Annotated in this window: 21 protein-coding genes and 1 tRNA gene; 9 read left to right on the top strand and 13 right to left on the bottom strand. The window is 69.2% G+C overall.

Annotated features, from left to right (window positions below):
- Positions 1–39: 39 nt before the first annotated feature.
- The 3 genes from C5C17_RS17060 to C5C17_RS17050 are packed head-to-tail and all read right to left on the bottom strand — an operon-like array spanning position 40 to position 3469.
- A complete protein-coding gene (locus C5C17_RS17060; RefSeq protein ID WP_104254554.1) occupies positions 40–1668 on the bottom strand; it encodes an ABC transporter ATP-binding protein in 1629 nt (542 codons plus the stop codon).
- A complete protein-coding gene (locus C5C17_RS17055) occupies positions 1665–2555 on the bottom strand; it encodes an ABC transporter permease (RefSeq protein WP_104254553.1) in 891 nt (296 codons plus the stop codon). Before C5C17_RS17055 ends, C5C17_RS17060 begins: the two co-directional genes overlap by 4 nt.
- A complete protein-coding gene (locus C5C17_RS17050; protein ID WP_167516552.1) occupies positions 2552–3469 on the bottom strand; it encodes an ABC transporter permease in 918 nt (305 codons plus the stop codon). Before C5C17_RS17050 ends, C5C17_RS17055 begins: the two co-directional genes overlap by 4 nt.
- 177 nt (positions 3470–3646) lie before the next feature.
- Between C5C17_RS17050 and C5C17_RS17045 the strand changes: the two genes are divergently transcribed.
- The gene (locus C5C17_RS17045) at positions 3647–4351 is read left to right on the top strand and encodes a GntR family transcriptional regulator (protein WP_181028655.1); all 705 of its coding nucleotides are present in this window, start codon (positions 3647–3649) and stop codon (positions 4349–4351) included.
- An 86-nt stretch (positions 4352–4437) separates the two neighbouring features.
- Here the strand turns inward: C5C17_RS17045 and C5C17_RS17040 are convergent.
- Positions 4438–4522, bottom strand: a tRNA-Tyr gene (locus C5C17_RS17040).
- A gap of 124 nt (positions 4523–4646) precedes the next feature.
- Between C5C17_RS17040 and C5C17_RS17035 the strand changes: the two genes are divergently transcribed.
- Both C5C17_RS17035 and cls read left to right on the top strand, forming a co-directional pair.
- Entirely contained in the window at positions 4647–5135 is a 489-nt protein-coding gene (locus tag C5C17_RS17035; RefSeq protein WP_104254643.1) for a YajQ family cyclic di-GMP-binding protein, read from the top strand.
- A 56-nt stretch (positions 5136–5191) separates the two neighbouring features.
- Positions 5192–6706, top strand: coding sequence for a cardiolipin synthase (gene cls, locus C5C17_RS17030; protein ID WP_104254642.1), 1515 nt, complete (start codon positions 5192–5194; stop codon positions 6704–6706).
- A gap of 293 nt (positions 6707–6999) precedes the next feature.
- Here the strand turns inward: cls and C5C17_RS17025 are convergent, their stop codons facing one another.
- The 3 genes from C5C17_RS17025 to C5C17_RS17015 form a co-directional block, all read right to left on the bottom strand.
- The gene (locus C5C17_RS17025) at positions 7000–8364 is read right to left on the bottom strand and encodes an FAD-dependent oxidoreductase (RefSeq protein ID WP_104254550.1); all 1365 of its coding nucleotides are present in this window, start codon (positions 8362–8364) and stop codon (positions 7000–7002) included.
- 85 nt (positions 8365–8449) lie between these two features.
- Positions 8450–9547 carry a polyprenyl synthetase family protein gene (locus C5C17_RS17020; RefSeq protein WP_104254549.1) on the bottom strand — a complete coding sequence of 366 codons (1098 nt, stop codon included), beginning with the start codon at positions 9545–9547 and terminating at the stop codon, positions 8450–8452.
- A 102-nt stretch (positions 9548–9649) separates the two neighbouring features.
- A complete protein-coding gene (locus C5C17_RS17015; protein ID WP_104254548.1) occupies positions 9650–10378 on the bottom strand; it encodes a class I SAM-dependent methyltransferase in 729 nt (242 codons plus the stop codon).
- 93 nt (positions 10379–10471) lie between these two features.
- On the opposite strand from C5C17_RS17015, the gene C5C17_RS17010 reads away from it, so the two are divergent.
- On the top strand, positions 10472–11782 hold the full coding sequence (locus C5C17_RS17010) for an isochorismate synthase MenF (RefSeq protein ID WP_104254547.1): 1311 nt from the start codon (positions 10472–10474) through the stop codon (positions 11780–11782).
- A gap of 74 nt (positions 11783–11856) precedes the next feature.
- Positions 11857–12312, top strand: a complete 456-nt coding sequence (locus C5C17_RS17005; protein WP_104254641.1) for an ASCH domain-containing protein — start codon at positions 11857–11859, stop codon at positions 12310–12312.
- A gap of 64 nt (positions 12313–12376) precedes the next feature.
- Here the strand turns inward: C5C17_RS17005 and C5C17_RS17000 are convergent, their stop codons facing one another.
- On the bottom strand, positions 12377–13228 hold the full coding sequence (locus tag C5C17_RS17000; RefSeq protein ID WP_104254546.1) for a PPK2 family polyphosphate kinase: 852 nt from the start codon (positions 13226–13228) through the stop codon (positions 12377–12379).
- A 95-nt stretch (positions 13229–13323) separates the two neighbouring features.
- Here C5C17_RS17000 and C5C17_RS16995 point away from each other — a divergent pair, with 95 nt between their 5' ends.
- Positions 13324–13533, top strand: coding sequence for an Rv0909 family putative TA system antitoxin (locus tag C5C17_RS16995; RefSeq protein ID WP_104254545.1), 210 nt, complete (start codon positions 13324–13326; stop codon positions 13531–13533).
- 60 nt (positions 13534–13593) lie between these two features.
- Here the strand turns inward: C5C17_RS16995 and C5C17_RS16990 are convergent, their stop codons facing one another.
- The gene (locus C5C17_RS16990; RefSeq protein WP_374953928.1) at positions 13594–14088 is read right to left on the bottom strand and encodes an acyl-CoA thioesterase; all 495 of its coding nucleotides are present in this window, start codon (positions 14086–14088) and stop codon (positions 13594–13596) included.
- A gap of 121 nt (positions 14089–14209) precedes the next feature.
- On the opposite strand from C5C17_RS16990, the gene C5C17_RS16985 reads away from it, so the two are divergent.
- Positions 14210–14815 (top strand): LppP/LprE family lipoprotein, encoded by a 606-nt coding sequence (locus C5C17_RS16985; protein ID WP_181028654.1) that lies wholly within the window; start codon positions 14210–14212, stop codon positions 14813–14815.
- Between the two features lie 39 nt (positions 14816–14854).
- Here C5C17_RS16985 and menD read toward each other — a convergent pair whose 3' ends face one another.
- Complete coding sequence (menD, locus tag C5C17_RS16980; RefSeq protein WP_181028659.1) at positions 14855–16639, bottom strand: 2-succinyl-5-enolpyruvyl-6-hydroxy-3-cyclohexene-1-carboxylic-acid synthase; 1785 nt, start codon at positions 16637–16639, stop codon at positions 14855–14857.
- A 73-nt stretch (positions 16640–16712) separates the two neighbouring features.
- Positions 16713–17282: a PLDc N-terminal domain-containing protein gene (locus C5C17_RS16975; RefSeq protein ID WP_104254542.1), complete on the bottom strand. Its 570-nt coding sequence runs from the start codon at positions 17280–17282 to the stop codon at positions 16713–16715.
- A 96-nt stretch (positions 17283–17378) separates the two neighbouring features.
- Here C5C17_RS16975 and C5C17_RS16970 point away from each other — a divergent pair, with 96 nt between their 5' ends.
- Complete coding sequence (locus C5C17_RS16970; protein ID WP_104254541.1) at positions 17379–17783, top strand: DUF4229 domain-containing protein; 405 nt, start codon at positions 17379–17381, stop codon at positions 17781–17783.
- On the opposite strand, the gene C5C17_RS16965 is transcribed toward C5C17_RS16970, so the two are convergent.
- Positions 17780–18757 carry a 1,4-dihydroxy-2-naphthoate polyprenyltransferase gene (locus C5C17_RS16965; RefSeq protein WP_104254540.1) on the bottom strand — a complete coding sequence of 326 codons (978 nt, stop codon included), beginning with the start codon at positions 18755–18757 and terminating at the stop codon, positions 17780–17782. The two genes, C5C17_RS16970 and C5C17_RS16965, sit on opposite strands and share 4 nt — an antisense overlap.
- A 159-nt stretch (positions 18758–18916) precedes the next feature.
- Here C5C17_RS16965 and C5C17_RS16960 point away from each other — a divergent pair, with 159 nt between their 5' ends.
- Positions 18917–20155 carry an SGNH/GDSL hydrolase family protein gene (locus C5C17_RS16960; protein ID WP_104254539.1) on the top strand — a complete coding sequence of 413 codons (1239 nt, stop codon included), beginning with the start codon at positions 18917–18919 and terminating at the stop codon, positions 20153–20155.
- 56 nt (positions 20156–20211) lie between these two features.
- Here C5C17_RS16960 and C5C17_RS16955 read toward each other — a convergent pair whose 3' ends face one another.
- Entirely contained in the window at positions 20212–21570 is a 1359-nt protein-coding gene (locus tag C5C17_RS16955; RefSeq protein WP_258066268.1) for an AMP-binding protein, read from the bottom strand.
- Positions 21571–21583 lie beyond the last annotated feature (13 nt).

Raw genomic sequence — 21583 nt, 5'->3', positions numbered from 1 at the left:
GGGGGGAAGGGGTGCGGTGCGGAGGGTCAGGCGGAGAGGTCAGGAGACGGGGAGCGGGTGCGCGCCGCGGCGCGCACCGTCGAGGCGAGGCACAGCGTCGAGGAGCTGGCGAGTGAACGGATGCTTCGGGGAGGTGAAGATCTCGGCCGTCGAGGCCTCTTCGACCACACGCCCCTCCTGCATGACGACCACACGGTCTGCGATGCTGCGCACGACGCCGAGGTCGTGCGAGATGAAGAGGTAGCCAAGTCCGTGCTCGCGCTGCAGTCCGTCGAGCAGCTCGAGCACCTGCGCCTGGATCGACACGTCGAGCGCCGAGACCGGTTCGTCGAGCACCAGCAGCCGTGGGCGCAGGGCCAGAGCGCGCGCTATGCCGACGCGCTGGCGCTGGCCGCCGGAGAGCTGGGCGGGGAGGCGTCCGGCGTGCTGTTCGTCGAGGCCGACGTCGGCGAGCAGACGGCTCACTGTGCTGCGGTCGTAGGCGTGCCGGATGCGCAGGGGCTCGGCCACCAGGTCGTGCACGGTGAGCCGAGGGTCGAGGGCTGAGTACGGGTCCTGGAAGACGATCTGCGCGCGTTCGCGCTCCGCCGCGCTGCGCGCGGCGAGCTCGTTGTGGACGGCGACGCCGCCGAGCTCGATGGTGCCTTCCGAGGCGGGTTGCACGCCGAGCACGGCCTTGGCCAGCGACGACTTCCCGCATCCCGATTCCCCGACGACGGCGACGGTCTCGCCCGCGGCGATGCGCAGGGAGACCCCGTCGACGGCTCGGACGGGCTGCCGACGGCCGTGCACGCGGTACTCGACGACGACTCGGTCGGCGACAAGCGCATCCGGCTCACCGGGACGAACGGCGCTCTCAGCGCGCTCGCTCTCGGCGGGGATGGCCGACATGAGGCGCTTGGTGTAGTCCTCGGTGGGGTGGTCGAGCACCGACCGCGTGGCCCCGGTCTCGACGACGCGGCCGTGGTGCATGACCGCGAGCCGGTCGCTGTTCTCGGCGACCAGGCCAAGGTCGTGGGTGATCAGCACGAGCGCGGAACCCGTGCGCTCACGCACTTCGGCGAGCAGGTCCATGACCTGCGCCTGCACGGTCACGTCGAGGGCCGTGGTGGGCTCGTCGGCGATCAGGAGGAGCGGATCGTGGGCGATCGCCATCGCGATCATGGCCCGCTGTCGCATGCCGCCAGACCACTGGTGGGGCCTGGCGGCCGCTCGCTCCGCCGCATCCCGGACGCCGACGGCGGTCAGCAGCTCGACGGCGCGCTCGCGGGCCGCGCGGCGGCTCATGGGCTGGTGGACCCGCACGGCGGCGGCAACCTGTGCGCCGACCGCGCGCAGCGGGTCGAGGGACGACATCGGGTCTTGGAACACCATGGCGGCGGTCCGTCCGCGCAGTCCTCGGAGCTCTCGCTCGCCCATCCAGACGTCGGCCTGCGTGTCGACGAGGACCTTGTCGTCGAGCAGGATGCGGCCGGCCGCGATTCGGGTGCCGGCGGGGAGGAGCCCGAGTGCGGCGAGCACTGTCAGGCTCTTGCCAGAGCCAGACTCCCCCACCACCCCGAGCGACTCGCCCCGGTCGACCTGGAGCGAGACGCCGTCGACCAGCGCGCGTGGCGCCTCGTCCGTGGTCTCGATCCGCAGATCCTCGATGCGCAGGACCGACTTCATCGCATGCCTCCCTTCCGCAGCAGCGAGCCGCGGGTCTCCGCTGTGAACTGCTGGCTGAGGAACTGCACGCCGCCGACGGCGAGCAGCATGACGATGCCAGGCAGGAGCGACAGCCACGGGTCGCTGCCGAGGTGCCGCTGGCCGTCGAAGATCATGCCGCCCCAGCTCGGCACCGGTGGCTGCACGCCGAGCCCGAGGTACTCGAGGGAAGAGGTGATGAGCACGATCGTCGCGAGGTCGGTGGCCGCGATGATGAGCGTGTGCGGCCAGATGTTCGGCACGATGTGCCGGGTCAGCACCCAGAGGGTGTCACCGCCCTGGGTGAGCGGCGAGACGACGAAGTCCTGTCGACGCAGCGACGCGGCGACGTTGCGCGTGACCCGTGCGTACCCGACCCACCAGGTGCAGCCGAGCACCAGTATCGTGAGCCCGGCGCTCGGACGCAGGACCGCGCAGATGGCGATGAGCAGCAGCACGACCGGCATGGCCAGCGTCACGTTGCTGAGCAGGGTCACGAGCGCCTCGAGGCGCCCACCGAAGTAGCCGGCGAGGATGCCGATGGTGCTGCCGATGAGCGCGTTCATCACCACGATGAGCGCGGTCATGCCGAGCGTCACCGCCGAAGCGAGCGCGATGCGGTCGAGGAGGTCTCGGCCGAGGGCGTCCGTGCCGAGGGGGTGCGCGGAATCGGTGAAGGGAGGCAGCATCGCTGCCCGCAGGTCCTGCCCCATCGGGTCGAAGCCGGGCAGCAGGGGCACGGCGGCCGTGAGGAGCAGCACCGAGCCGATCATGATCGCCCCGACCACGGCGCCGGGTCGCGGTCGCGGGCGACGGGGCACAGGGGTGAGGGTTGGGAGTTGGGCGATCGGGGTTACCTGAGCGGTCATGCGGCGGCCGTCCTCGTGTCGATTCGGCGGACGAGCACGTCCACCGCGGTGTTGACGATGACAAAGGCGAGCGCGACGAAGACGAGGCCCGCTTGGACGATCGGGAAGTCGCGCTGGCTCACGGCAGCGGTCAGGAGCTGGCCGAGTCCCGGCCACGCGAACACGACCTCGACCACCACGGTGCCGCCGAGCAGCCCGCCCAGGTTCAGGCCGGCCATGCCGAGCACCGGCAGGGCCGCGTTCGGCAGCATGCGGGTGAAGAGCACCGTCGAGCGGCGCTGCCCCTGGGCGATGGCGGTGCGCACGTAATCCTGCCCCGCCTGCTCGCTGAGCGACGCGTCCAGCAAGCGCAGGTACATGACGAACTGCCCCGTGGCGAGCGTGAGCACGGGCAGCACGAGGCTCGCGTAGCTGTTGCGACCGAGTGAGGGCAGGGCGCCGAGCAGCACGGAGAAGACGAGCACGAGGAGCAGCGCGAAGAAGAAGTCGGGCACCGACTGTCGGAGGGCGCCGGCCCAGCCCACGACGGCGCGCAGTGTGCGACTGCCGGTGAGCTGGATCGCCAGCGCCGCGGCGACCGCCAGCACCAGCCCGATGACGAAGGCCCAGAAGGCCAGTTCGAGAGTCGCGGGGACACGTTCGAGGACGAGCCCGAGCGCCGATTCGTGCAGTCTGTACGAGTTGCCGAAGTCGCCCGTGAAGAGCCCTGCGAGAGTGTCGAGGTACTGCACGATGAGGGGGCGGTCGAAGCCGAGCGCGGTGTTGAGCGCATCGACCTCGGCCTGCGTCGCGTTGTCGGGCAGCAGCAGCGCACCGGGTTCACCGGTGGCGCGGCCGAGCGCGAAGGCGATGGTCACCACGGCGAGCACGGTGGCGACGGCGAGGGCCAGTCGGCGGGCGATAAACAGGAGCACGGTGGTGACGCTATGCGACCGCCTCCACGCTTCGGGGCGAAGTAACACGCTCGTCACACAGTTCTTACGCTGACGTCATTTCTGCATACCAAACGTCGCCTTTATCTGTATGGAGGGGGCCGTACTGCCTCTTTGGCATTCCAAACGGGCACTTCGGTGCGTGCCAGAATGGTCCCCATGAGCCCTGAGCCGACCCCCGCGCGCATCGCGCACACCCTCCGCGAGCAGATCATCACGGGCGAGCTGGCGATGGGATCGAAACTCAACGAGCGCGAGATCGCAGAGCGACTGGAGGTGTCGCGCATCCCAGTGAGGGAGGCCCTCCCGATCCTCGAGTCCGAGGGGTTCATCACCACGCAACCGCGGCGCGGCGCGGTCGTGCACGTCCTGACCGTGACCGACGCAACCGAGGTGTTCGATCTGCGTCGGCAGCTCGAGCCGATGGCCTCCGCCTTCGCCGCCAGGCGAGCACGCGCCGGCGCCGATGTCACCCCCATGCTCGCCGCACTGCGTTCGGCGCACGGAGAGTCCACCCCTGACACCCAGTCGACCCCGCCGGCGTCGACGCGCAACTCCGACCTGCACGAAGAGATCATCGCACTCGCAGACCACGCGCTCCTTCGCCGAGTGACGAAGCTCATGAGCGGCAGGGTGCGCTGGCTCTTCCGACTCACCCCGCAGCGAGACACCGCAGCGATGTGGGTCGAGCACCGCGAGATCGTCGACGCGATCGTCGCGGGTCAGGTCGACGTGGCAGAGCTGCTGACCGCAGCACATGTCGAACGGGGCCGCATCGAGTCCATGCCGCTGCTGGAGGCGCAGCTGCCGCGAGAAGCGCCCGCGACGAAGACCAGACGTCGACGCGCTCCCGTCCAGCCATAGGCGCCGACGTCCGGTGCCGACTCGCCCATGCCACCTCGTGAACGCAGATGACGCGAGGCATCTTGGAGATGCCTCGCGTCAGGTGTTGGTGGCGAGTGAGGGATTCGAACCCCCGAATGCTGAGCAGTCTGATTTACAGTCAGATCCCTTTGGCCGCTTGGGTAACTCGCCAGTGCACAGCGCAGAGCGCAAACGTGCAGGCTAGAGACTACCGACTTCCACCCGGTTTGTCGAAACGACGCAGACGTCGCTCCTGCTCACGAGATTGTCGGCGCTCCTCGCTACCATGGTGGGCATGGCAGATTCCTCGTTTGATGTCGTTAACAAGGTCGACAAGATGGAGGCGGACAACGCCGTCAACCAGGCGCAGAAGGAGCTCGAGACGCGCTATGACTTCAAGGGCGTCGGCGCCTCGGTCGATTGGTCTGGCGAGAAGCTCCTCCTCAAGGCCTCCAGCGAAGAGCGCGTGAAGGCGGTGCTCGATGTCCTGCAGACCAAGTTCATCAAGCGCGGCTTCTCACTGAAGACGCTCGACGTCGGTGACCCCTATGCCTCCGGCAAGGAGTACCGCATCGAGGCCTCCCTGAAGGAGGGCATCGACCAGCCGAGCGCGAAGAAGCTCACGAAGCTCATCCGCGACGAAGGCCCGAAGAGCGTGAAGGCGCAGATCCAGGGCGACGAACTGCGTGTCTCCTCGAAGAGCCGTGACGACCTTCAGGCGACGATGGCGCTGCTCAAGAGCGCCGACGTCGACGTCGACCTCCAGTTCGTCAACCGCCGCTAGTGCCCTCGGGGGCCGCCGTGGCCGAGTTCACCCCGAGCTCGGCCATCGGCGCGCTCATGCCCTGGTATCCGGAGCTCGGCCTGACCGGGTTCTGGCTCGTTGCGGTCGCCACGATCTACGTGCTCATCATCGTCACGTCGGTCGTCGTGATCCCCCGAAACCGGCGACCCACGACGGCGCTCGCCTGGATCATCACGATCATCCTCATCCCCTACCTCGGCGTCGTCCTCTTCTTCCTGTTCGGCACGAACCAGCTGCCAACCCGACGCCGACGCATGCAGGCCCAGGTCGACGGCATCATCCGCGACGCCACCGACCAGATCGCCCCGGCCGAGCAGGTCATCACGAGCCCATCGTGGTTCGCCCAGGTCACGAAGCTCGGTGAGCACCTCACCGCGATCCCCCTCGCCGACGGCAACCGCCTCGAGCTGCACGGCACCTACAACCGAGCCATCCGCCGGATGGCCGACGAGATCGACGAAGCCGAGAGCTACGTCAACGTGCTCTTCTACGCCATGAGCCACGACGAGGCCACCGCCCCGTTCTTCGACGCACTCGAACGCGCCGTGCAGCGCGGCGTGACCGTCCGAGTCCTGTTCGACCACGTCGGCTCGATGCGCTACCGCGGCTACAAGAAGATGAAGCATCGGCTCACCCAGATCGGCGCCGACTGGCACCGGATGCTCTCGCTCTACCCCTGGCAGGGCGGCATGCAGCGCGTCGACCTGCGCAACCATCGCAAGCTGCTCGTCGTCGACGGCCGCACGGCCTACCTCGGATCGCAGAACCTCATCTCCCGCGACTACCACCGCGGCCCCAAGCCGGGCGGCGACGACCTCAAGTGGAAAGACCTCATGCTCCGCATGGAGGGGCCCATGGTCACCGGCGTCAACGCCGTCTTCATCTCCGACTGGTACGCCGAGACGGAAGAACTGCTCACCGACGTCTTCGAGAACGACCCGGTCACCCCAGAACCCGACGAGGCGGAAGCCGACATCGAATCCGGCGACCAGCACGACGTGTTCCCCTGCCAGCTCGTCCCAAGCGGCCCCGGCTACGAGAACGAGAACAACCTGCGCCTCTTCAACCAGCTGCTCTACGCGGCACGAGAGCGCATCGTCATCGTCAGCCCCTACTTCGTCCCAGACGACTCCCTCATGTACGCCATCACGACAGCCGTGCAGCGCGGCGTCAGCGTCGAACTCTTCGTCGGGGAGATCGCCGACCAGTTCTTCGTCTTCCACGCCCAGCGCTCCTACTACGAGACGCTCCTCCGCGCCGGCGTCAGGATCATGCTGTACCGGCGCCCCTACATCCTGCACTCGAAGCACATCACCTTCGACGACTCCGTCACCCTCATCGGCTCCAGCAACATGGACATGCGCTCCTTCACCCTCAACGCGGAGCTCATGCTCATGGTGCACGGCGAAGAGTTCGTGAACAGGATGCGCGAAGTCGAGAACGGGTACCGGCAGCGCAGCTTCGAGCTGACCCTCGACGAGTGGCGGCAGCGGCCCATCCTGACCCGCGCACTCGACAACGTCGCCCGCCTCACCAGCGTCATCCAGTAGCGACAACCCGGTAGCGACAACCCGGAGTGCCAACCGCCGACCGCGCTGATCCCGCTGATCGATTCCATGAATCGTCTCGGCAAAGAATCTTCAGCCGACGGCGAGCTCCCCCAGTATCGCGCCGCGGTCAGAACGACCATTGCGACGCGGCTCAGCCGCCGGCTGAAGTGTTGACTCGGACCGGTTCAGGCCCGAAATCTTTTCCGCTCTCTGTGCGTACTCCGAGCGTACGAGGTGAACGGTCGTTCCGCGATGGGCAGAACTCCCCATTTCTTGAACGGCGACCAAAACCCCTATTCGCCCCGGGAAATCCGCGTCATCTCGTCCCGATCCACAACCTTGATCCGCTCACGGCCATTCGCCTCGCCGAGTGCGAGCTCGTGCGCGTCGAGACGACGCCACCCCGCGAGGTCGGTGAACCGCACCCCACGCGATTCGAGCAGCTCCACGACGGAGGCCTCGCTCGCATCGGCGGGAGTCCACCAGTTGCCCTGATCCGCGACGAGGTGCGTCACCGTCTCGAGTGCATCCGACTTCGTGTGCCCGATCAGGCCGATGGGTCCGCGCCTGATCCACCCCGTCGCGTACATTCCGTTCACCTGCTGGTTGTCGTCGTCCCAGACCTGACCCTCGCGGTTCGGGATGACGCCGTGATGCTCGTCGAACGGCACGCCGGGCAGGGGCGAGCCGAAGTAGCCGACGGCCCGGTAGACGGCCTGCACCGGGTACTCGACGAACTCGCCGGTCCCGCGCACACCGCCCTCGGCGTCCGGCTCCGTGCGCTCGATCCGGAGCGCACGCACGCGTTCGCCGTCTGGCCCGTCCTCCGTGAGCACCGCATCCGGCTTCGAGTAGAAATGCAGGTGGAGGCGACGCGAGGCGGTCAGCTCCCGCTCCCCGCGCCACTTGCCCATGATGCGCCCGATCACCATGAGCTGCTTGTTCGTCTTCGCGAGCTCGGCGGCCGCCGGGTCGCGGTCGAAGTCGTCCTCGTACACGATGACGTCCACGTCTGGCACCTCGCCGAGCTCACGCAGCTCGAGGGGCGTGAACTTCACCTGCGCAGGCCCACGCCGGCCGAACACGTGCACGTCGGTGACAGGGCTCGACTCGAGGCCCTCGACCACGTTCTGCGGCACCTCGGTGGACATGAGATCCTTCGGGTGCTTCGCGAGCATGCGCGCGACATCGAGCGCCACGTTGCCGTTGCCGATGACGGCGACCTCGCGAGCGTCGAGCGGCCACGTCCGCGGCACGTCGGGGTGCCCGTCGTACCAGTTCACGAAGTCCGCGGCTCCGTAGCTGCCCTGCGCCTCGATGCCCGGGATGTCGAGGGAGGCGTCGCGGATGGCTCCCGTCGAGAAGATCACCGCATGGTAGTGCTGCTTGAGGTCGTCGAGCGTGATGTCCTTGCCGAACTCCACGCCGCCGAAGACCCGCATGACCCCGGATTCGAGCACCTCGCGGAGGGCGTTGATGATGCCCTTGATGCGCGGGTGGTCAGGGGCGACCCCGTACCGCACCAGCCCGTACGGGGCAGGCAGCTTGTCGAACAGGTCGATGGAGAGGTCGAACTGGCGCTCCATCTTCTGCAGGATATCGGCCGCGTAGATGCCGGCTGGTCCTGCGCCGACGATGGCAAGGCGGAGCGTGGTCACATGTCCTCCAGGACGGGTCGAGGTGGAGGCTCGCGAAGTGTCGTCCTCCGGACGGGTCGGGGTGAGGCGTCTCAGAACGTCTCGGTCAGCGATCGCGGCTGACGACCTCCGCGGCGAAGCGCTCGAGTGCGTTCTTCGCCGGGCCGGCTTTCAGCGGCCGCAGGGCCTCGACCGCGAGGGTCACCCAGTTCTGGGCCTCGTCGATCGTGAGCTGCGTCACGCGGTGCTCGCGGAGTTCCGTGATGATGCTCGAGATCTCCTCCTCGCCAGCGCGAGTCTCCTCCGGCTGCTCGTTGACGCCGGCGACGCGCGTGCGGATGCGCTCCAGCAGGTCGCGGCTCGCTTCGTCGGTCGCCGCCTGGCGTTCCAGCAGCAGTACAGGAAGCGTCTCGACACCCGCACGCAGGTCGGTGCCCGCGAGCTTGCCCGTCGTGTCCGGGTTCTGCTGCAGGTCGATGACGTCATCAGCGAGCTGGAAGGCGACACCGACCCGCTCGCCGTACTCGGCAAGCGCCGCGACGACCGGCTCGGGTGCGTTCGACACGATCGCGCCGAACTGGGCGGCAGCGGAGATGAGGGAGCCCGTCTTGTCGGCGAGGACGCCCACGTAGTGATCGATGCGGTCGGCACCGGCCGACGGTCCCGTCGTCTCACGCATCTGCCCGAGCACGAGCCGCTCGAAGATCGAAGCCTGCAGCCGGACGGCGCGAAGGCCCAACTCCGAGAACAGCAGGCTCGAGCGGGCGAAGAGCAGGTCACCGGCGAGGATCGCGATGGAGTTGCCCCACTGGAGGTGCGCGGCGGCGACGCCGCGACGCAGCTCCGCCTCGTCCATGACGTCATCGTGGTAGAGCGACGCGAGGTGCGTGAGCTCGACCGCGGCAGCTGCCGTGATGACGTCGTCGGACCCCGGCGTCTCGCCGAACTGCGAGGAGAGCACCGTGAGCATGGGGCGCAGGCGCTTGCCGCCTGCGTTGAGGAGGTAGCGGGCGGTGACGTCGGCGATCTCGTCGGCGTACTGCACCTCGGCACCGAGGCGAGCCTCGACCGCGGCCAATCCAGCGTCGAGCCGCTCGCGCAGCACGTCGGACTTCGGACCGTCGAAGAGGTCGTCGGTTCCGCCCGGCACCACGGTGCTTCGCGCCTTGCGGCGCTGTTCGGTCTTGGGGAGCTCCACGCTCATGTCTCCTGGTGGTTCAGGTGTTCCGTCCGAAGGAGATCTCCGCACGAACTGGGTTGGGGGTGCAGGTGGCGCTGGGCCGTTGCCTGCTGGCTTCCGTCTCCCCTAGCTGGGGGCGCTGCCTGCTTCGGAGAGCGGGACGAATCCCTTGTGCAACGCGACGATCCCGGCAGTGAGATTGCGGTACTTGACCCGCTCGAAGCCCGCTTCCCGCAACCAGGATGCCAGCTCGCGCTGCGCAGGCCACGCGATGATCGACTCGTTCAGGTACGTGTACGCCTCGGGGTCGCTGCTCACGAGCTTCACGATGCTCGGCATCGCGAGCTGCATGTAGGCGCGGTAGCCCGTGCGGAGGATCGCGTGCGGCGGCGTCGAGAACTCCGCGATGACGAGGCGTCCGCCCGGTTTCGTGACTCGCAGCATCTCCCGCAGTGCGACCTTCGGCTCCTGCACGTTGCGCAGGCCGAAGCTCACGGTCGACGCGTCGAACGTGTTGTCGTCGAACGGGAGCTTGGTCGCGTCACCCTGGACGAACTCGATGTCGGGGTTCGCACCGTGGATGCGCTTGCCCTCCTCGATCATGCCGGCGGAGAAGTCGAGGGCGGTGACCTTGGCGCCAGCGTCGGCGAGGACCTTGCTGACCGTGCCGGTGCCTGCGGCGACATCGAGGATCTTCTCACCCGGCTGCGGGGCGATGGCGTGGCGGGTCTGCACACGCCAACGCGGCGCGTTGCCCATGCTCAGGATGTCGTTCGTCTCGTCGTATTTCTTGGAAACACGGTCGAACATCGACGACACTTGCTCGGGTCGCTTGTTCAGGTCGGCTTTGGTCACCGGATCATCCTACGTTGCGGCGCAGGCTTCGCCCTGGCCGCATTCAGGCGGACTCCCGGGCCACCCTCCCACGCCGGGTCTAGGCTTGCGGTCGTGCCAGCTGTCAACGCCCCTCGCTTGCGCGCGCGGACCATCGAGGTGCCGCATTCCGGCGATCTCCTCCGCTTCGCATCCCCGACCTCGCCGCTCGTGTGGCTTCGGCAGGGCGACGGCATCGTCGCTACGGGAAGCGCCTGGCGGGGCGAGTTCACCGGCGAGACGCGCATCCCAGACTCCGCCGACGCCTGGAGGCAGGTCGTCGAGGCGGCCGACATCGACGACACCGTCAAGGCCACCGGCTCCGGTCTCGTCGCGTTCGGGGCGTTCGCGTTCGCGGCTGAGTCCGGGGCGCGCAGCGTACTCGAGGTGCCGGAACTCATCGTCGGTCGCCGCGGCTCGGTCTCGTTCGTGACCGCCATCACCGCGGACGGTTCCGAACCCGAGCCGCGCCTGCCCGAGGCTCAGCCGTTCGCCGAGACGGACGCAACGGCGATCCTCGAGGACGGCCTCATGTCGTCCGATGAGCACCGACGCGCGATCGACAGAGCGCTCGACCTCATCCACACGGGCCACCTCTCGAAGGTCGTCCTGGCGCGCGAACAGCGCGGCGGGCTCCCAGCTGGCGCAGACCGCCGTCGCCTGCTCGCGCGCCTCGCGTCCGCGTATCCCGAATGCTGGACGTACGCCGTCGATGGCCTCACGGGAACCAGCCCCGAGACGCTCGTCCGGGTCCTCGAGCGCCAGGTCTCGGCTCGGGTACTCGCGGGCACGGCGCCGCGCGGTGCCGACGAGGAGGCGGATGCACGCGCCGAGGCGAGACTCCGCCACAGCGAGAAAAACCTCGCCGAGCACCGCTACGCCGTCGAGAGCGCGCTCGCGTCCCTCGAGACGCTCGACACGCACGACGACCCCGGCACGGGGCTCACGAGCAGCCGCGTCCCCTTCACGCTCAAGCTGCCGAACCTCTGGCACCTGGCGAGCGACATCCGCGGCACCCTCCCCACCGGCGTGACGGTGCTCGATCTGGTGGACGCGCTGCACCCGACGGCCGCCGTCGGCGGCACCCCCACCCCGGCTGCCCTCGACGCGATCCTGGCCCTCGAGCCCTTCGACCGGCAGCGCTACGCCGGCCCCGTCGGCTGGGTCGGCGCTGGCGGCGACGGCGAATGGGCCGTCGCACTCCGCGGTGCCGAGATCGACGCGAGCGGGTCGATCACGGCATACGCGGGCGGCGGCATCGTCGCGTCCTCAGACGCAGCGGATGAGTACCGCGAGACGCAGCTGAAGTTCCGCCCCATCGTTGAGGCGCTGCGCGGCGACGCGGAGGACGAGTCACGACGTCGCGGCGGGAAGACGACGCGGTGACGGACGCCAGCAACAGCAACGAAGCGCTCGGACGCACCGAGCTCCCGAGCGTCGACCGCGCGGCTGCCGCCGCGATGTGGGACGACTACCGCGCCGCCAACCAGAGCGCCGCCGCGTCGACGTCCGACTACACGGTCGAGTACTTCGGGGACAGCGTCGAACTCGCCGACGAGCTGCTCGCGCTCGTGACCCACGGCCCGAAGCGCGCGACCGCAGGACTCGTCGAGGAGTTCACCGAGGAGAACGAGCCGCTCCCCCGCATCGGCTCGCACTGGATCGCCTGCGATGGCAGCGGCGCGCCAGTCGTCGTGATCCGCAGCACCGAGCTGCGCATCGGCACGTTCGACAGCGTCGACGCTTCCTTCGCCTACGACGAGGGTGAAGACGACCGGAGCCTTGAGAGCTGGCGTCGCGAGCACCGCCGCTACTGGGAGCGCACGCGCGCCGCCGCCGGTCGAGCGTTCACCCCGGAGCACGAGATCGTCCTCGAACGCTTCAGCCTCGTCTGGCCGCCCGAGTTCGCCGACTGACTGCGCGTCCCAGCCCACCCCTGGCACCCCTGGCGCATCCCTCGGCCGCGGAGCGGCGCGAGAGCTAGGCGCTCTCCGCCAGACGCCGCTTCTCGACCTCGACGTCGAAGTCCGCAGCCGGCCACTGCAGGTCGAAGCCGCGCAGCGCATCCAGCAGCAGCCCCTTCACGACAAGCCGCGAGAACCACTTCCTGTTCGCCGGAACGCAGTACCACGGGGACGTCTCCGTCGACGTGCGTCGCAGCGCGATCTCGTAGGCATCCTGGTACTGGTCCCAGAGGAGGCGCTCATCGACGTCACCGGGGTTGTACTTCCAGTGCTTGTCCGGACGCTCGAGTCGCTCCGCGAGGCGAGCCCCCTGCTCGTCCTTCGAGATGTGCAGCATCACCTTGATGAGCTTCGTCCCGGATGCGGCGAGCTCGTCCTCGAAGTCGACGATCGCACCGTAACGCCGCTCGATCTCCTCCGGCGGCGCGAACGAGCGAACGCGCTGGATGAGGACGTCCTCGTACTGTGATCGGTCGAAGACGCCGATCTTGCCTGCAGCGGGCAGCTGCTTGCGGATGCGGACGAGGAAGTCCTGCTCGCGTTCTTCCTGCGTCGGCGCCTTGAACGAGGCGATCTGCACGCCCTGCGGGTCGACGCCTCCGATGACGTGACGCACGATTCCACCCTTGCCGGACGTGTCCATGCCCTGCAGCAGGAGCAGCACCGAGGGCGCCGCCCGGCCGACGCGCGCGTTCGCGAACATGCGCTCCTGCAGCTCGGCGATCTCCTCGTCGTGCTCCGTGAACAGGGCGGCAGCGTCTGCCTTCTTGCCAGTGAAACCTGGGGTCGAGTCGGGGTCGATCGAGCCAAGATCGAAGTCGGGGGCAACGCGCAGCACTGCGGCGTCTTCGGTGGTGAAGTGAGGCATGAGACCAGGCTAACGCCACCGCCTGGCACTAGGCTTTGGCACCGCGACGGCTTCCACGACGGAGCGGGAGCGGCGCTCGAGCGAGGGAGAACCACATGGGCATCGAAGACATCACCGGCAAGGCGCAGGAGTTCCTGAAGGACCCGCGCGTCACCGAAGCGCTGAAGAGCGAGCAGGCGGAGGACGTGAGCGACAAGATCCTCGACGGCGTCGCGGATGCGGCCCAGAAGGCCACCGGTGACAAGTTCACCGACCAGATCAAGGGCGCCCGGGACGCGGCCGACAAGCAGGTCGGCAACCAGTAGCGCAGCGGTTCAGCTGCACGAGGAGGGCACTCGGGAGACCGGGTGCCCTCCTGTGCGTGATCAGCGTCGCTCCTCGCCCTCCGTCGGGACCGCGATGGTGCCGGTCTTCGGGTGCGTCGTCGGCATCCGGTCGCGGGCGTAGGTGATGGTCGAGTAGCCGTGCGGCTCGGGGATGCCCTCGTCGCCGAGGCTCACGAAGACGATCTTCTCGATGGAGAGGATCGTGCGGCGCGTGATCATGTTGCGCACGACGGCTCGCATCGTCATGGAGGTGCGCCCGAAGTGGGTCGCGACGAGGCCCATCTCGATGAGGTCGCCCTGCTCGGCCGACGCCTCGAAGTTGATCTCCGAGATGTACTTCGTCACGCACCGGTAGTTGCCGAGCTGGATGATCGCGTAGATCGCGGCCTCTTCGTCGATCCAGCGCAGCAGGCTGCCGCCGAAGAGCGTGCCGTTCGCGTTGAGGTCTTCGGGGCGCACCCACTTCCTCGTGTGGAAGTTCATGGCACCGTCGGCAGCCGCGGGTGCCTCTGGGTTGGCGGATGAGGGGGCCATCGTTCCTCCGGAATCGTCGCTGGACATGCTAGACCAGCATATGTCCTGACATATGCACTCCCTGGATCCGTCAAGCCTCGATCATTAGCCTTCGGGAATGTCGACTGAGGAGGGCTCCACCATGCGAATCCCACGATCAGCACGCATCCCCGCCAGCATCGCGTTCCTCGCCGCCGCATCCCTCGGCATCAGCGGGTGCGCGGCGACCGCGACGCCACCGACCGCTGAGACGACGCCGGCCGCCACGGTCACCGTGACCGCCACGACGACACCCGCCCCCGAGAACGAGCCGAGCGAAGTGCCCGCGCCGGAGACCTCCTGCGCGGACTCGACACAGGCCGAGGCCCTCGAAACCGCACTCCCCCAAGTCGAGGCTTATCCGGACTTCCCTGACCTGTCGTGGGTTGCGGCCGAACCCGACCGCGAGACCTGGGATGCGTGCGCGCCACTCTCCTACGTCGTCGTCACGCTCGAGGGCGGGACCGCATCCACCCCGCACCACATCCTGCTCTTCCACGGCGGTGAGTACGTCGGCACGGCGACGGCGGACGCGTACGGCTTCTTCCCTGAGATCGGGCAGCTCTCCGACACCCTGATCACCGTCACCTACCGCTACCCGCTGCCCGGCGAGCCCAACGCCGCCCCGACGGGCGAGGCGGTCGCCACCTTCGCGTGGGATGCGGGAACGCAGTCCGTCGTCATGGACGGCGATCTTCCACCCGCCTAGACCGCGGCGACACGGTGCGCCGCGTGCCTGCTCTGGCCGTCAGCCGCGAGGCAGCGGCACGTCGATGAGGATGCGCTCGTGCTCGCGTGAGACGAGCGCGCCCTGGAGGTCCGCGCGCGTCTCCGCTCGGCAATAGCTCCAGCCGTACGCGGTTGCCAGCGCCTCGAGGTCGACTCTGGTGGGCGTGTAGAGCACCCGCGTGTGCGCCTCGACGGCGGCGGTTCGAGCCACCTCGAGGTCGTCGAAGATGGTGCCCCCGCCGTCGTTGCCGACGATGAGCTGCACGCGGGGAGCCCACTCGCCCCCCTGCCCGACAAGCAGCGATGACGCGTCGTGCAGCAATGTGAGGTCGCCGATGAGGGCACGCGTCACGCCGCCCTGGGCTGACACCGGACCGCCGAGCTGGCTGCCGACGGCGACTCCAAGCGTCGTCGCGATCGTGCCGTCGATGCCCGCGAGACCGCGGTTGGCGTGGACCCGGATGGGCTTCCCAGCCACGTGGGCGTCGAGCGAGCGGATGAGCGTGGACGCTCCGAGGACCAGCCGGTCGTGCGGCCAGGTCGCGCTCCACACCGCCTCCGCGAGCATCCGCCGGTCGACCTTGGTGCGAGCGACCGCCAGTTCCTGCTTCGCGAAGCGGCCCCGCACCGCGGTGTCGCTGGAACGGGACGCCTCGATGTCGGGCGCCGGGGTCTGCTCGGCGTCCGCCTCCACCAGCGCTCGACTCGCGAGCACCCACTCGCGGAGCCAGGCGCGGGATTCGGTTCTGGCATCCGCATCAGCGGGCGGCACCGGATGCACGCGCACGGCGTCGACGTGCGCCGCGACCGCGTGCGCCGGGTTGTACGGCTCGCCACCGGTCGGGCCGACGACCACGGCGTGGACGTCGTCGCGTGCGATGAGCTGGGGAATCTCGCGGCTGAGCGTCGGGTGGCCGAAGACCAGCACCCGCTCGATCGCGTCGCGGAGGTCTGGGCGCGGGGAGGTCGCGCCGAGCAGCTGACGGTAGGCGAGCACGAGGTTGCGCCCGTAGCGCGAACCGCTCGTGGCCTCCGCGATGAGCGGCCAGCCACCTTCGTGCGCGACCTTCTCCGCCTCTGGGCCGGCAGCGGCGCCTGCGATGACAAGCGTGCGGGGCCAGTCCGCCGCCTCGATGTCGAAGGTGTCGGCCGCGTCCGTGGGTGCGTCCCCCTGGCCTGTTGCGGCTCGGTCATGGTCCGCTGCGGCTCGGTCATCGGGAGCGGCGGCGGCGGCCCACTCGTCCAGTTCCGGAACGGCAACGCTCAGCGGGTCGCGGAACGCGAGGTTCAGGTGCAGCGGCCCGCGCGTGTCAGCTGCACGGATCGCAAGGCGCTCTGCGAGCGGCGCCTCATCCGGGGCCCCGACCGGCGCCTGCACGGCCTCGTGCGGAACGTTGGGGCCGAAGATGCCCGGCTGCGTCGTCGCCTGGTTGGCACCGATTCCGAGGAGCTCCTCGGGGCGGTCCGCGGTGACGGCGACCAGCGGCACGGTGGCATGGAACGCCTCGAGCATGGCCGGGAGCAGGTTGGCGACCGCTGTCCCTGACGTCGTGATGACGGGGACCGCTCGCCCGGTCTCGGCCGCGAGGCCGAGCGCGAAGAAGCCAGCGGAGCGCTCATCGATGCGGACGTGCAGCCGAACCGCGCCGACACGTTCCAGTTCGGCCGCGACGAGCGACAGCGCCTGCGAGCGAGACCCTGGACAGACGACGAGATCAGTGACACCGCGCTGGACCAGCTGGGCGAGGAAGTCGAGGCTGAAGTCGGTAGCCGGGTTTCCGGTGCGGGGCAGCGAGGCGGGCACCGGCGTTGAGACAGCCGACGCATCGCCCCCTGCGGGGCGCTGCGAGTGGGGAGGTTCGGGGTCGGCGTGCCGATCAGGCACGGGACGACCCGTCGCCCTGAGTCCAGTCGTCCTTGTGCTCGATGGGCTCGCCGTCACGCCCGTCGTCGCCTGCTTCGCCCTTGCGCGGCTTCTTGCCGCCGAGCTCTGGCTTGGCGGGCTTCTCGGTCTTGTCAGCCTTCGAGGTCCGCTCGCCCTTCACGGGCTCGTCTGCAGCATCCTCCAGCGCCGTCGCAGCGCCGCCTTCGGTGACGGGGCCCTTCGGCGCGGCGGCCGGGAACTCCACGTCGTCGAGCGCCTTCAGCTCTTCCTCCAGCTTGCGGATGCGCTCCTCGCTGTCGGACTCGATGCCGATGGACTTGAGGAACGTCTCGTCGTCATCCGGCGTCGTCTGCACGGGCTTGACGGCGGCCGCGTTGCCACGGACCTTGCCGAAGAACAGCCACAGGAGCGGGCCGACCACGGGAACCAGCAAGACCACGACAACCCAGACGGGTTTCGGGAGTGCACGAGTGCGCTTTGCGTCCGTCATCGCGCAATCGACCACGGCGAAGATGGTCACCGCGACGACGATGACTGCGGCAGTAATGAGGAGGCGAGACATGGTTCCCCGAGGATACGCGACTTGCCTCCACCCGACCTGGTGGCGCCTGTGCTCTGGGCGAACCTGGGCTCACCCGGCCGCTCGTAGAATTGCCGGATGAACTCGAAGCGCGCCTGGCTTGTCTACTCCGTCATCAGACTGCTCGCGTTCGCGGTGCCATTCGCCGTGGTCATGCTGGCTCTGCCCGCCTGGCAGTGGAACTGGCTGGCCGGCGCCCTCGTCGGCGCCGTCATCAGCGCGTGCATCTCCGTCATCTTCCTGCGCGGCACACGCCAGCAGATGGGCGACGACCTCCAGCGCCTCACCGAGCGCAAGGACGCGCGCACCGCCGACGACAAGGACGAGGACGAGGCCTTGGACTCCACCGCTGAAACCGCCGCGGCCGAGCCTGGCAAGGCCACCGCCGAGACTGACGAGGCCTCCGAGACCGAGGCAGCCGAGGTTGACTCCGGTGGAGAGCAGACGCCCGACTCTTCGCCGCAGCGCCCGCAGAACAGCTAGCGCACGTATCCGCTGAACACGATGCCGAAGCCGAGCAGCAGCGCGTAGGCGAGCGTCGCGAAGCTCGTGAGCATGAGCGCGAGGATGAGCTCTCTCGGCTTGCGGGCCGTCGATGCGATGAGGACCGCGGGAGCGGCGAGCAGCAGGGCGAAGAACGTGAAGATCGCGTTGCGGTACGCGATGGCGAAGAGGATGGCAAGCACGAACGGCGCCAGCGTGAAGACGCCGAAGAGCCAGCGCGAGACGACCGGGCCGACGAGCACGGCGAGCGTGCGCTTGCCGGCGAGGCGATCCTGCTCGATGTCGCGGATGTTGTTGACCATGAGCACAGCGCAGGAGAAGAGGCCGATCGCGGTTGCCATGATCCACACGTTCGTGGAGACGCTGCCGATCTGCACGAACGTCGTGCCGGCGGTCGCGACGAGGCCGAAGAACACGAAGACGAACACCTCGCCGAGCCCCGCGTAACCGTACGGACGCTTGCCCCCCGTGTAGAACCAGGCCGCGAGGATCGCGACCGCGCCGACCGCCAGCAGCCACCACTGCTCGGATCGCCAGACCAGGAAGAGACCGGCGAGGGCGCCGAGGCCGAAGAAGATGAAGGCGACGAGTCGCACGCGCTTCGGGTCGACGAGGCCCGAACCGGTCAGACGTGCTGGGCCGACGCGGTAGGCATCCGTGCCGCGGATGCCGTCGGAGTAGTCGTTCGCGTAGTTCACGCCGATCTGCAGGCAGAGGGCGACTGCGAGGCAGGCGAGCGCGCGCACCCAGTGGTATTCGCCCAGCGGCCCATCGACGATGGCGCCGGCCGTGCCCAGCAGCACCGGAGCGATGGCGAGCGGGAGCGTGCGCAGCCGGGCACCGGAGATCCAGGCGCGCGCATCCAGCTTGCGCACCTCTCCGGCCTTCGGCCGGGGCCGCTGCGTCGGGTTCGCTTGCTGCTTCCGCTGTCTCTGCTTCTGTTTCTGCGCCACGGAGCGATTCTAGAGGGCGGCGCGCGGCCCGCATCCCTGCGACGACGGTCGGCGACCCCGAGAAGCGAGCTCGCCATCCCGTTCTCGGCCAGCATCACGGTGGCACTATAAGACCAACACCTCCCATCCCCCGCACGACGCCCGCTCCACAGGAGATCCATGACTTCCCGATCACGCGTTCGCGCGGCGGCCGTCGGTCTCGCGGCCGCAGGCATCGCCCTCCTCGTGGCTCCCGGGGCCCTCGCGGCGCCCCTCGGCGATCCGACGGTGAACGGAGGCACGCAGGGGCGTGAGTACATCGCCTTGGGCGACTCGTACTCCGCCGGCTTCGGGCTCGAGCCGTTCAGCGAGGAGCCCGCCGCCGGCTGCTTCCAGGCACTCGCGAACTACCCGCACCGCATCGCCGACTCGCTCGGCCTGACCCTCGACGACCGCACGTGCAGCGGCGCCGTCACCGCCGACATCCGCGATGTCGAGCAGGTCACCGGGGCTGGCGCGAGCGCTCCAGTGCAGTCGGCGAGCCTATCCGCCACGACCGAGATCGTCACCCTGTCAATCGGCGGCAACGACCTGCAGTTCTCGGACATCGCCGCCTCGTGCATCGCAGCGAGCTCCCTCGGGCCCCTCGTCGCCGATCAGACCACACCCAACTGCCGTTCGAAGTACGTCGTCAGCGGAGGAGGCGTCGAAGTCGACACCCTGAAGGACCGCATCGACTCGCTGGTCGCCCCTGCGCTGGCGTCGACGTTCGCCCTCATCACCGAGAAGGCACCCAACGCCGAGATCATCGTCGTCGGGTACCCCGCCATCACCCCGGACCCCACGAACACGCCGGTCGGTGGATGCTTCTCCCCAGCCTTCACCTCGGCGGGCTACCCCGAGAACTCCTTCCCGTTCACCGACGTCGACACCGCATACCTGCACGAGACGGAAGCGCACCTCGACGCGGCCATACAGACGGCGGCCGAGGCCAGCGGCGCCACCTTCATCTCCACCCTCGAGGCGACGGCCGCCCACTCCGCCTGCACGACCACGGACTCGTACATGAACGGCATCACGCTGGAACCCGGCGAGGGGACGCCGACCACACCCGGCGCATCCCTCAAGGTCGGCGCCCTCCATCCCAACGAGGCCGGTGTCGCCTACCTCGCGGAGACCGTCGGGGCCGCGTTGCAGGCAAGCTTCGAGCCGGGCACGCCCGAGTCGACCGCGCCGACTGCCACGGCGAGCCATACCGCCACCGCCCAGCCGACGGCCCCGGCACCGGCCGCGCCGACCGCGCCACTGGTCATCGTCTGCGTGCTGGTCCTGCTCGGAGCCGGCATCGGCACGACGATCTTCGTCCGCCGACGCTCGGCCGCCGCCAACCGCACGTCGAAGCACGCCCCGGAGGCCTGACTCCGCCGAGCGCGACGCGATCGTTCGCCGCAACCCGGGCTGGTCGATCTCCAGGCTCAGGCCTCGTCGGCACCTCCGTGGGAGAGCCGCGCGACCAGGTCCTCCAGCGATCGACGGTCCGGCTTCCCACTGGGCAGGAGCGGGATGCTCCGCGCGATCACGAGAAGCGCCGGACGGGCCGCACGGCCGGCGGCCGCCGTCGCCCCGCGGACGGAGCGCCAACGCTCGTCGTCCGCGAGCGCACGTGCATCCAGCAACGCCACCCCGACACCGGGCAGGGGCGTCTCAGGCGCCCAGGCCGACGCCTCGACCACCAGCGCTGGCACCTGCCCCCACTGCTCAGACGGCGCAGCGACGACGACGGCCCCCTCGAGGCCGGGCAGCCGGCGCACGATGCCCTCGACCCGGCCGAGGAGCACCTTCTCCCCACCGGAGACGATGACGTTGTCGAGGCGGCCTGTCACCACGAGCCGTTCGCGGCCCGTCGCCTCGTCGATCTCGAGCCGCCCTCCGTCGCTCGTGCGGTACCAGCGCTCGCCGTCGTCCTCGACGAACGCTTCCGCGGTCCTGCGCGGATCCCCGAGGTAGCCAGCGCACAGCACGGGGCCCGCCAGCTGCACCTCGCCGTCGCGGATCCGCACCCTGACCCCGTCGAGCGGCTCCCCGTTGTAGAGGCTGCCGCCGCTCGTCTCGCTCGAGCCGTAGCTCGTCACGAGGTTCCAGCCGAGCTCCCCTGCCCGCGACCGAAGCGAGGGCGGCAGCGCCTGCCCACCGACCAGGATCGCATCGAAGCGCGCGACGGCGAGAGCGACCGGACCAGCCCCCGCCTCGGTCTCCGCGGCGTCGAGCAGTCGCGAGAGCTGCGCCGGGACGAGCGACACGTAGCGCCGCTCGGCGGTCAGCGCACCCGCCGCGCGCGCGAAGCCCTCAGCGGTGAAGTGCTCGCCGCCGAGCACAACAGGCTCGGTTCCAGCGAGAATCGACCGCATGAGCACCTGAGCTCCCGCCACGTAGGAGGCGGGCAGGGTCAGCAGCCACTGCCGAGCGACCTCGGCTGGCTGGCCGGGGGCCCCGAAGAGCTCATCGAACCTGGCGTACGTGGCCGCCGCGGACGCGCGCAGTGCGCCTTCCGTGAGCATGACCCGCTTCGGCTCGGCCGTCGAGCCGCTCGTCTCGATGACGAGCACCACGTCGCCCGGCACGCGCTGGAGGACGCCGCCGACGGAACCGCCAGAATCCGAGGTGGACGCGGCCGCCGAGGCATCCGCGGTCGCCCCCGGGCCGGCCGTCGGGAGAACGGCCGGACCCCCGCCATCCAGGGCCCGCTCGAGCGCCGCCGTGACTACGGCCGGGTCGCTCGCATCCACGCGAACGAGCCGCCGCAGGCCTGCGGCGCCGGATGATCCGGCCGTCACCGCGAGGACCCAG

It is taken from the genome of Pseudoclavibacter sp. RFBA6, assembly GCF_002931575.1.
GTDB lineage: Bacteria > Actinomycetota > Actinomycetes > Actinomycetales > Microbacteriaceae > Pseudoclavibacter > Pseudoclavibacter terrae.
Note: the sequence above shows the minus strand (reverse complement) of the source record. Positions and strands in the feature narration are given on the sequence as shown.

Coding starts and splice junctions, on each gene's coding strand:
- C5C17_RS17060 (WP_104254554.1), bottom strand. CDS start 1,668: ATGAAGTCGGTCCTGCGCATCGAGGATCTGCGGATCGAGACCACGGAC.
- C5C17_RS17055 (WP_104254553.1), bottom strand. CDS start 2,555: ATGACCGCTCAGGTAACCCCGATCGCCCAACTCCCAACCCTCACCCCT.
- C5C17_RS17045 (WP_181028655.1), top strand. CDS start 3,647: ATGAGCCCTGAGCCGACCCCCGCGCGCATCGCGCACACCCTCCGCGAG.
- C5C17_RS17035 (WP_104254643.1), top strand. CDS start 4,647: ATGGCAGATTCCTCGTTTGATGTCGTTAACAAGGTCGACAAGATGGAG.
- cls (WP_104254642.1), top strand. CDS start 5,192: ATGCCCTGGTATCCGGAGCTCGGCCTGACCGGGTTCTGGCTCGTTGCG.
- C5C17_RS17020 (WP_104254549.1), bottom strand. CDS start 9,547: ATGAGCGTGGAGCTCCCCAAGACCGAACAGCGCCGCAAGGCGCGAAGC.
- C5C17_RS17005 (WP_104254641.1), top strand. CDS start 11,857: ATGTGGGACGACTACCGCGCCGCCAACCAGAGCGCCGCCGCGTCGACG.
- C5C17_RS17000 (WP_104254546.1), bottom strand. CDS start 13,228: ATGCCTCACTTCACCACCGAAGACGCCGCAGTGCTGCGCGTTGCCCCC.
- C5C17_RS16995 (WP_104254545.1), top strand. CDS start 13,324: ATGGGCATCGAAGACATCACCGGCAAGGCGCAGGAGTTCCTGAAGGAC.
- C5C17_RS16990 (WP_374953928.1), bottom strand. CDS start 14,088: ATGGCCCCCTCATCCGCCAACCCAGAGGCACCCGCGGCTGCCGACGGT.
- C5C17_RS16985 (WP_181028654.1), top strand. CDS start 14,210: ATGCGAATCCCACGATCAGCACGCATCCCCGCCAGCATCGCGTTCCTC.
- C5C17_RS16975 (WP_104254542.1), bottom strand. CDS start 17,282: ATGTCTCGCCTCCTCATTACTGCCGCAGTCATCGTCGTCGCGGTGACC.
- C5C17_RS16970 (WP_104254541.1), top strand. CDS start 17,379: ATGAACTCGAAGCGCGCCTGGCTTGTCTACTCCGTCATCAGACTGCTC.
- C5C17_RS16960 (WP_104254539.1), top strand. CDS start 18,917: ATGACTTCCCGATCACGCGTTCGCGCGGCGGCCGTCGGTCTCGCGGCC.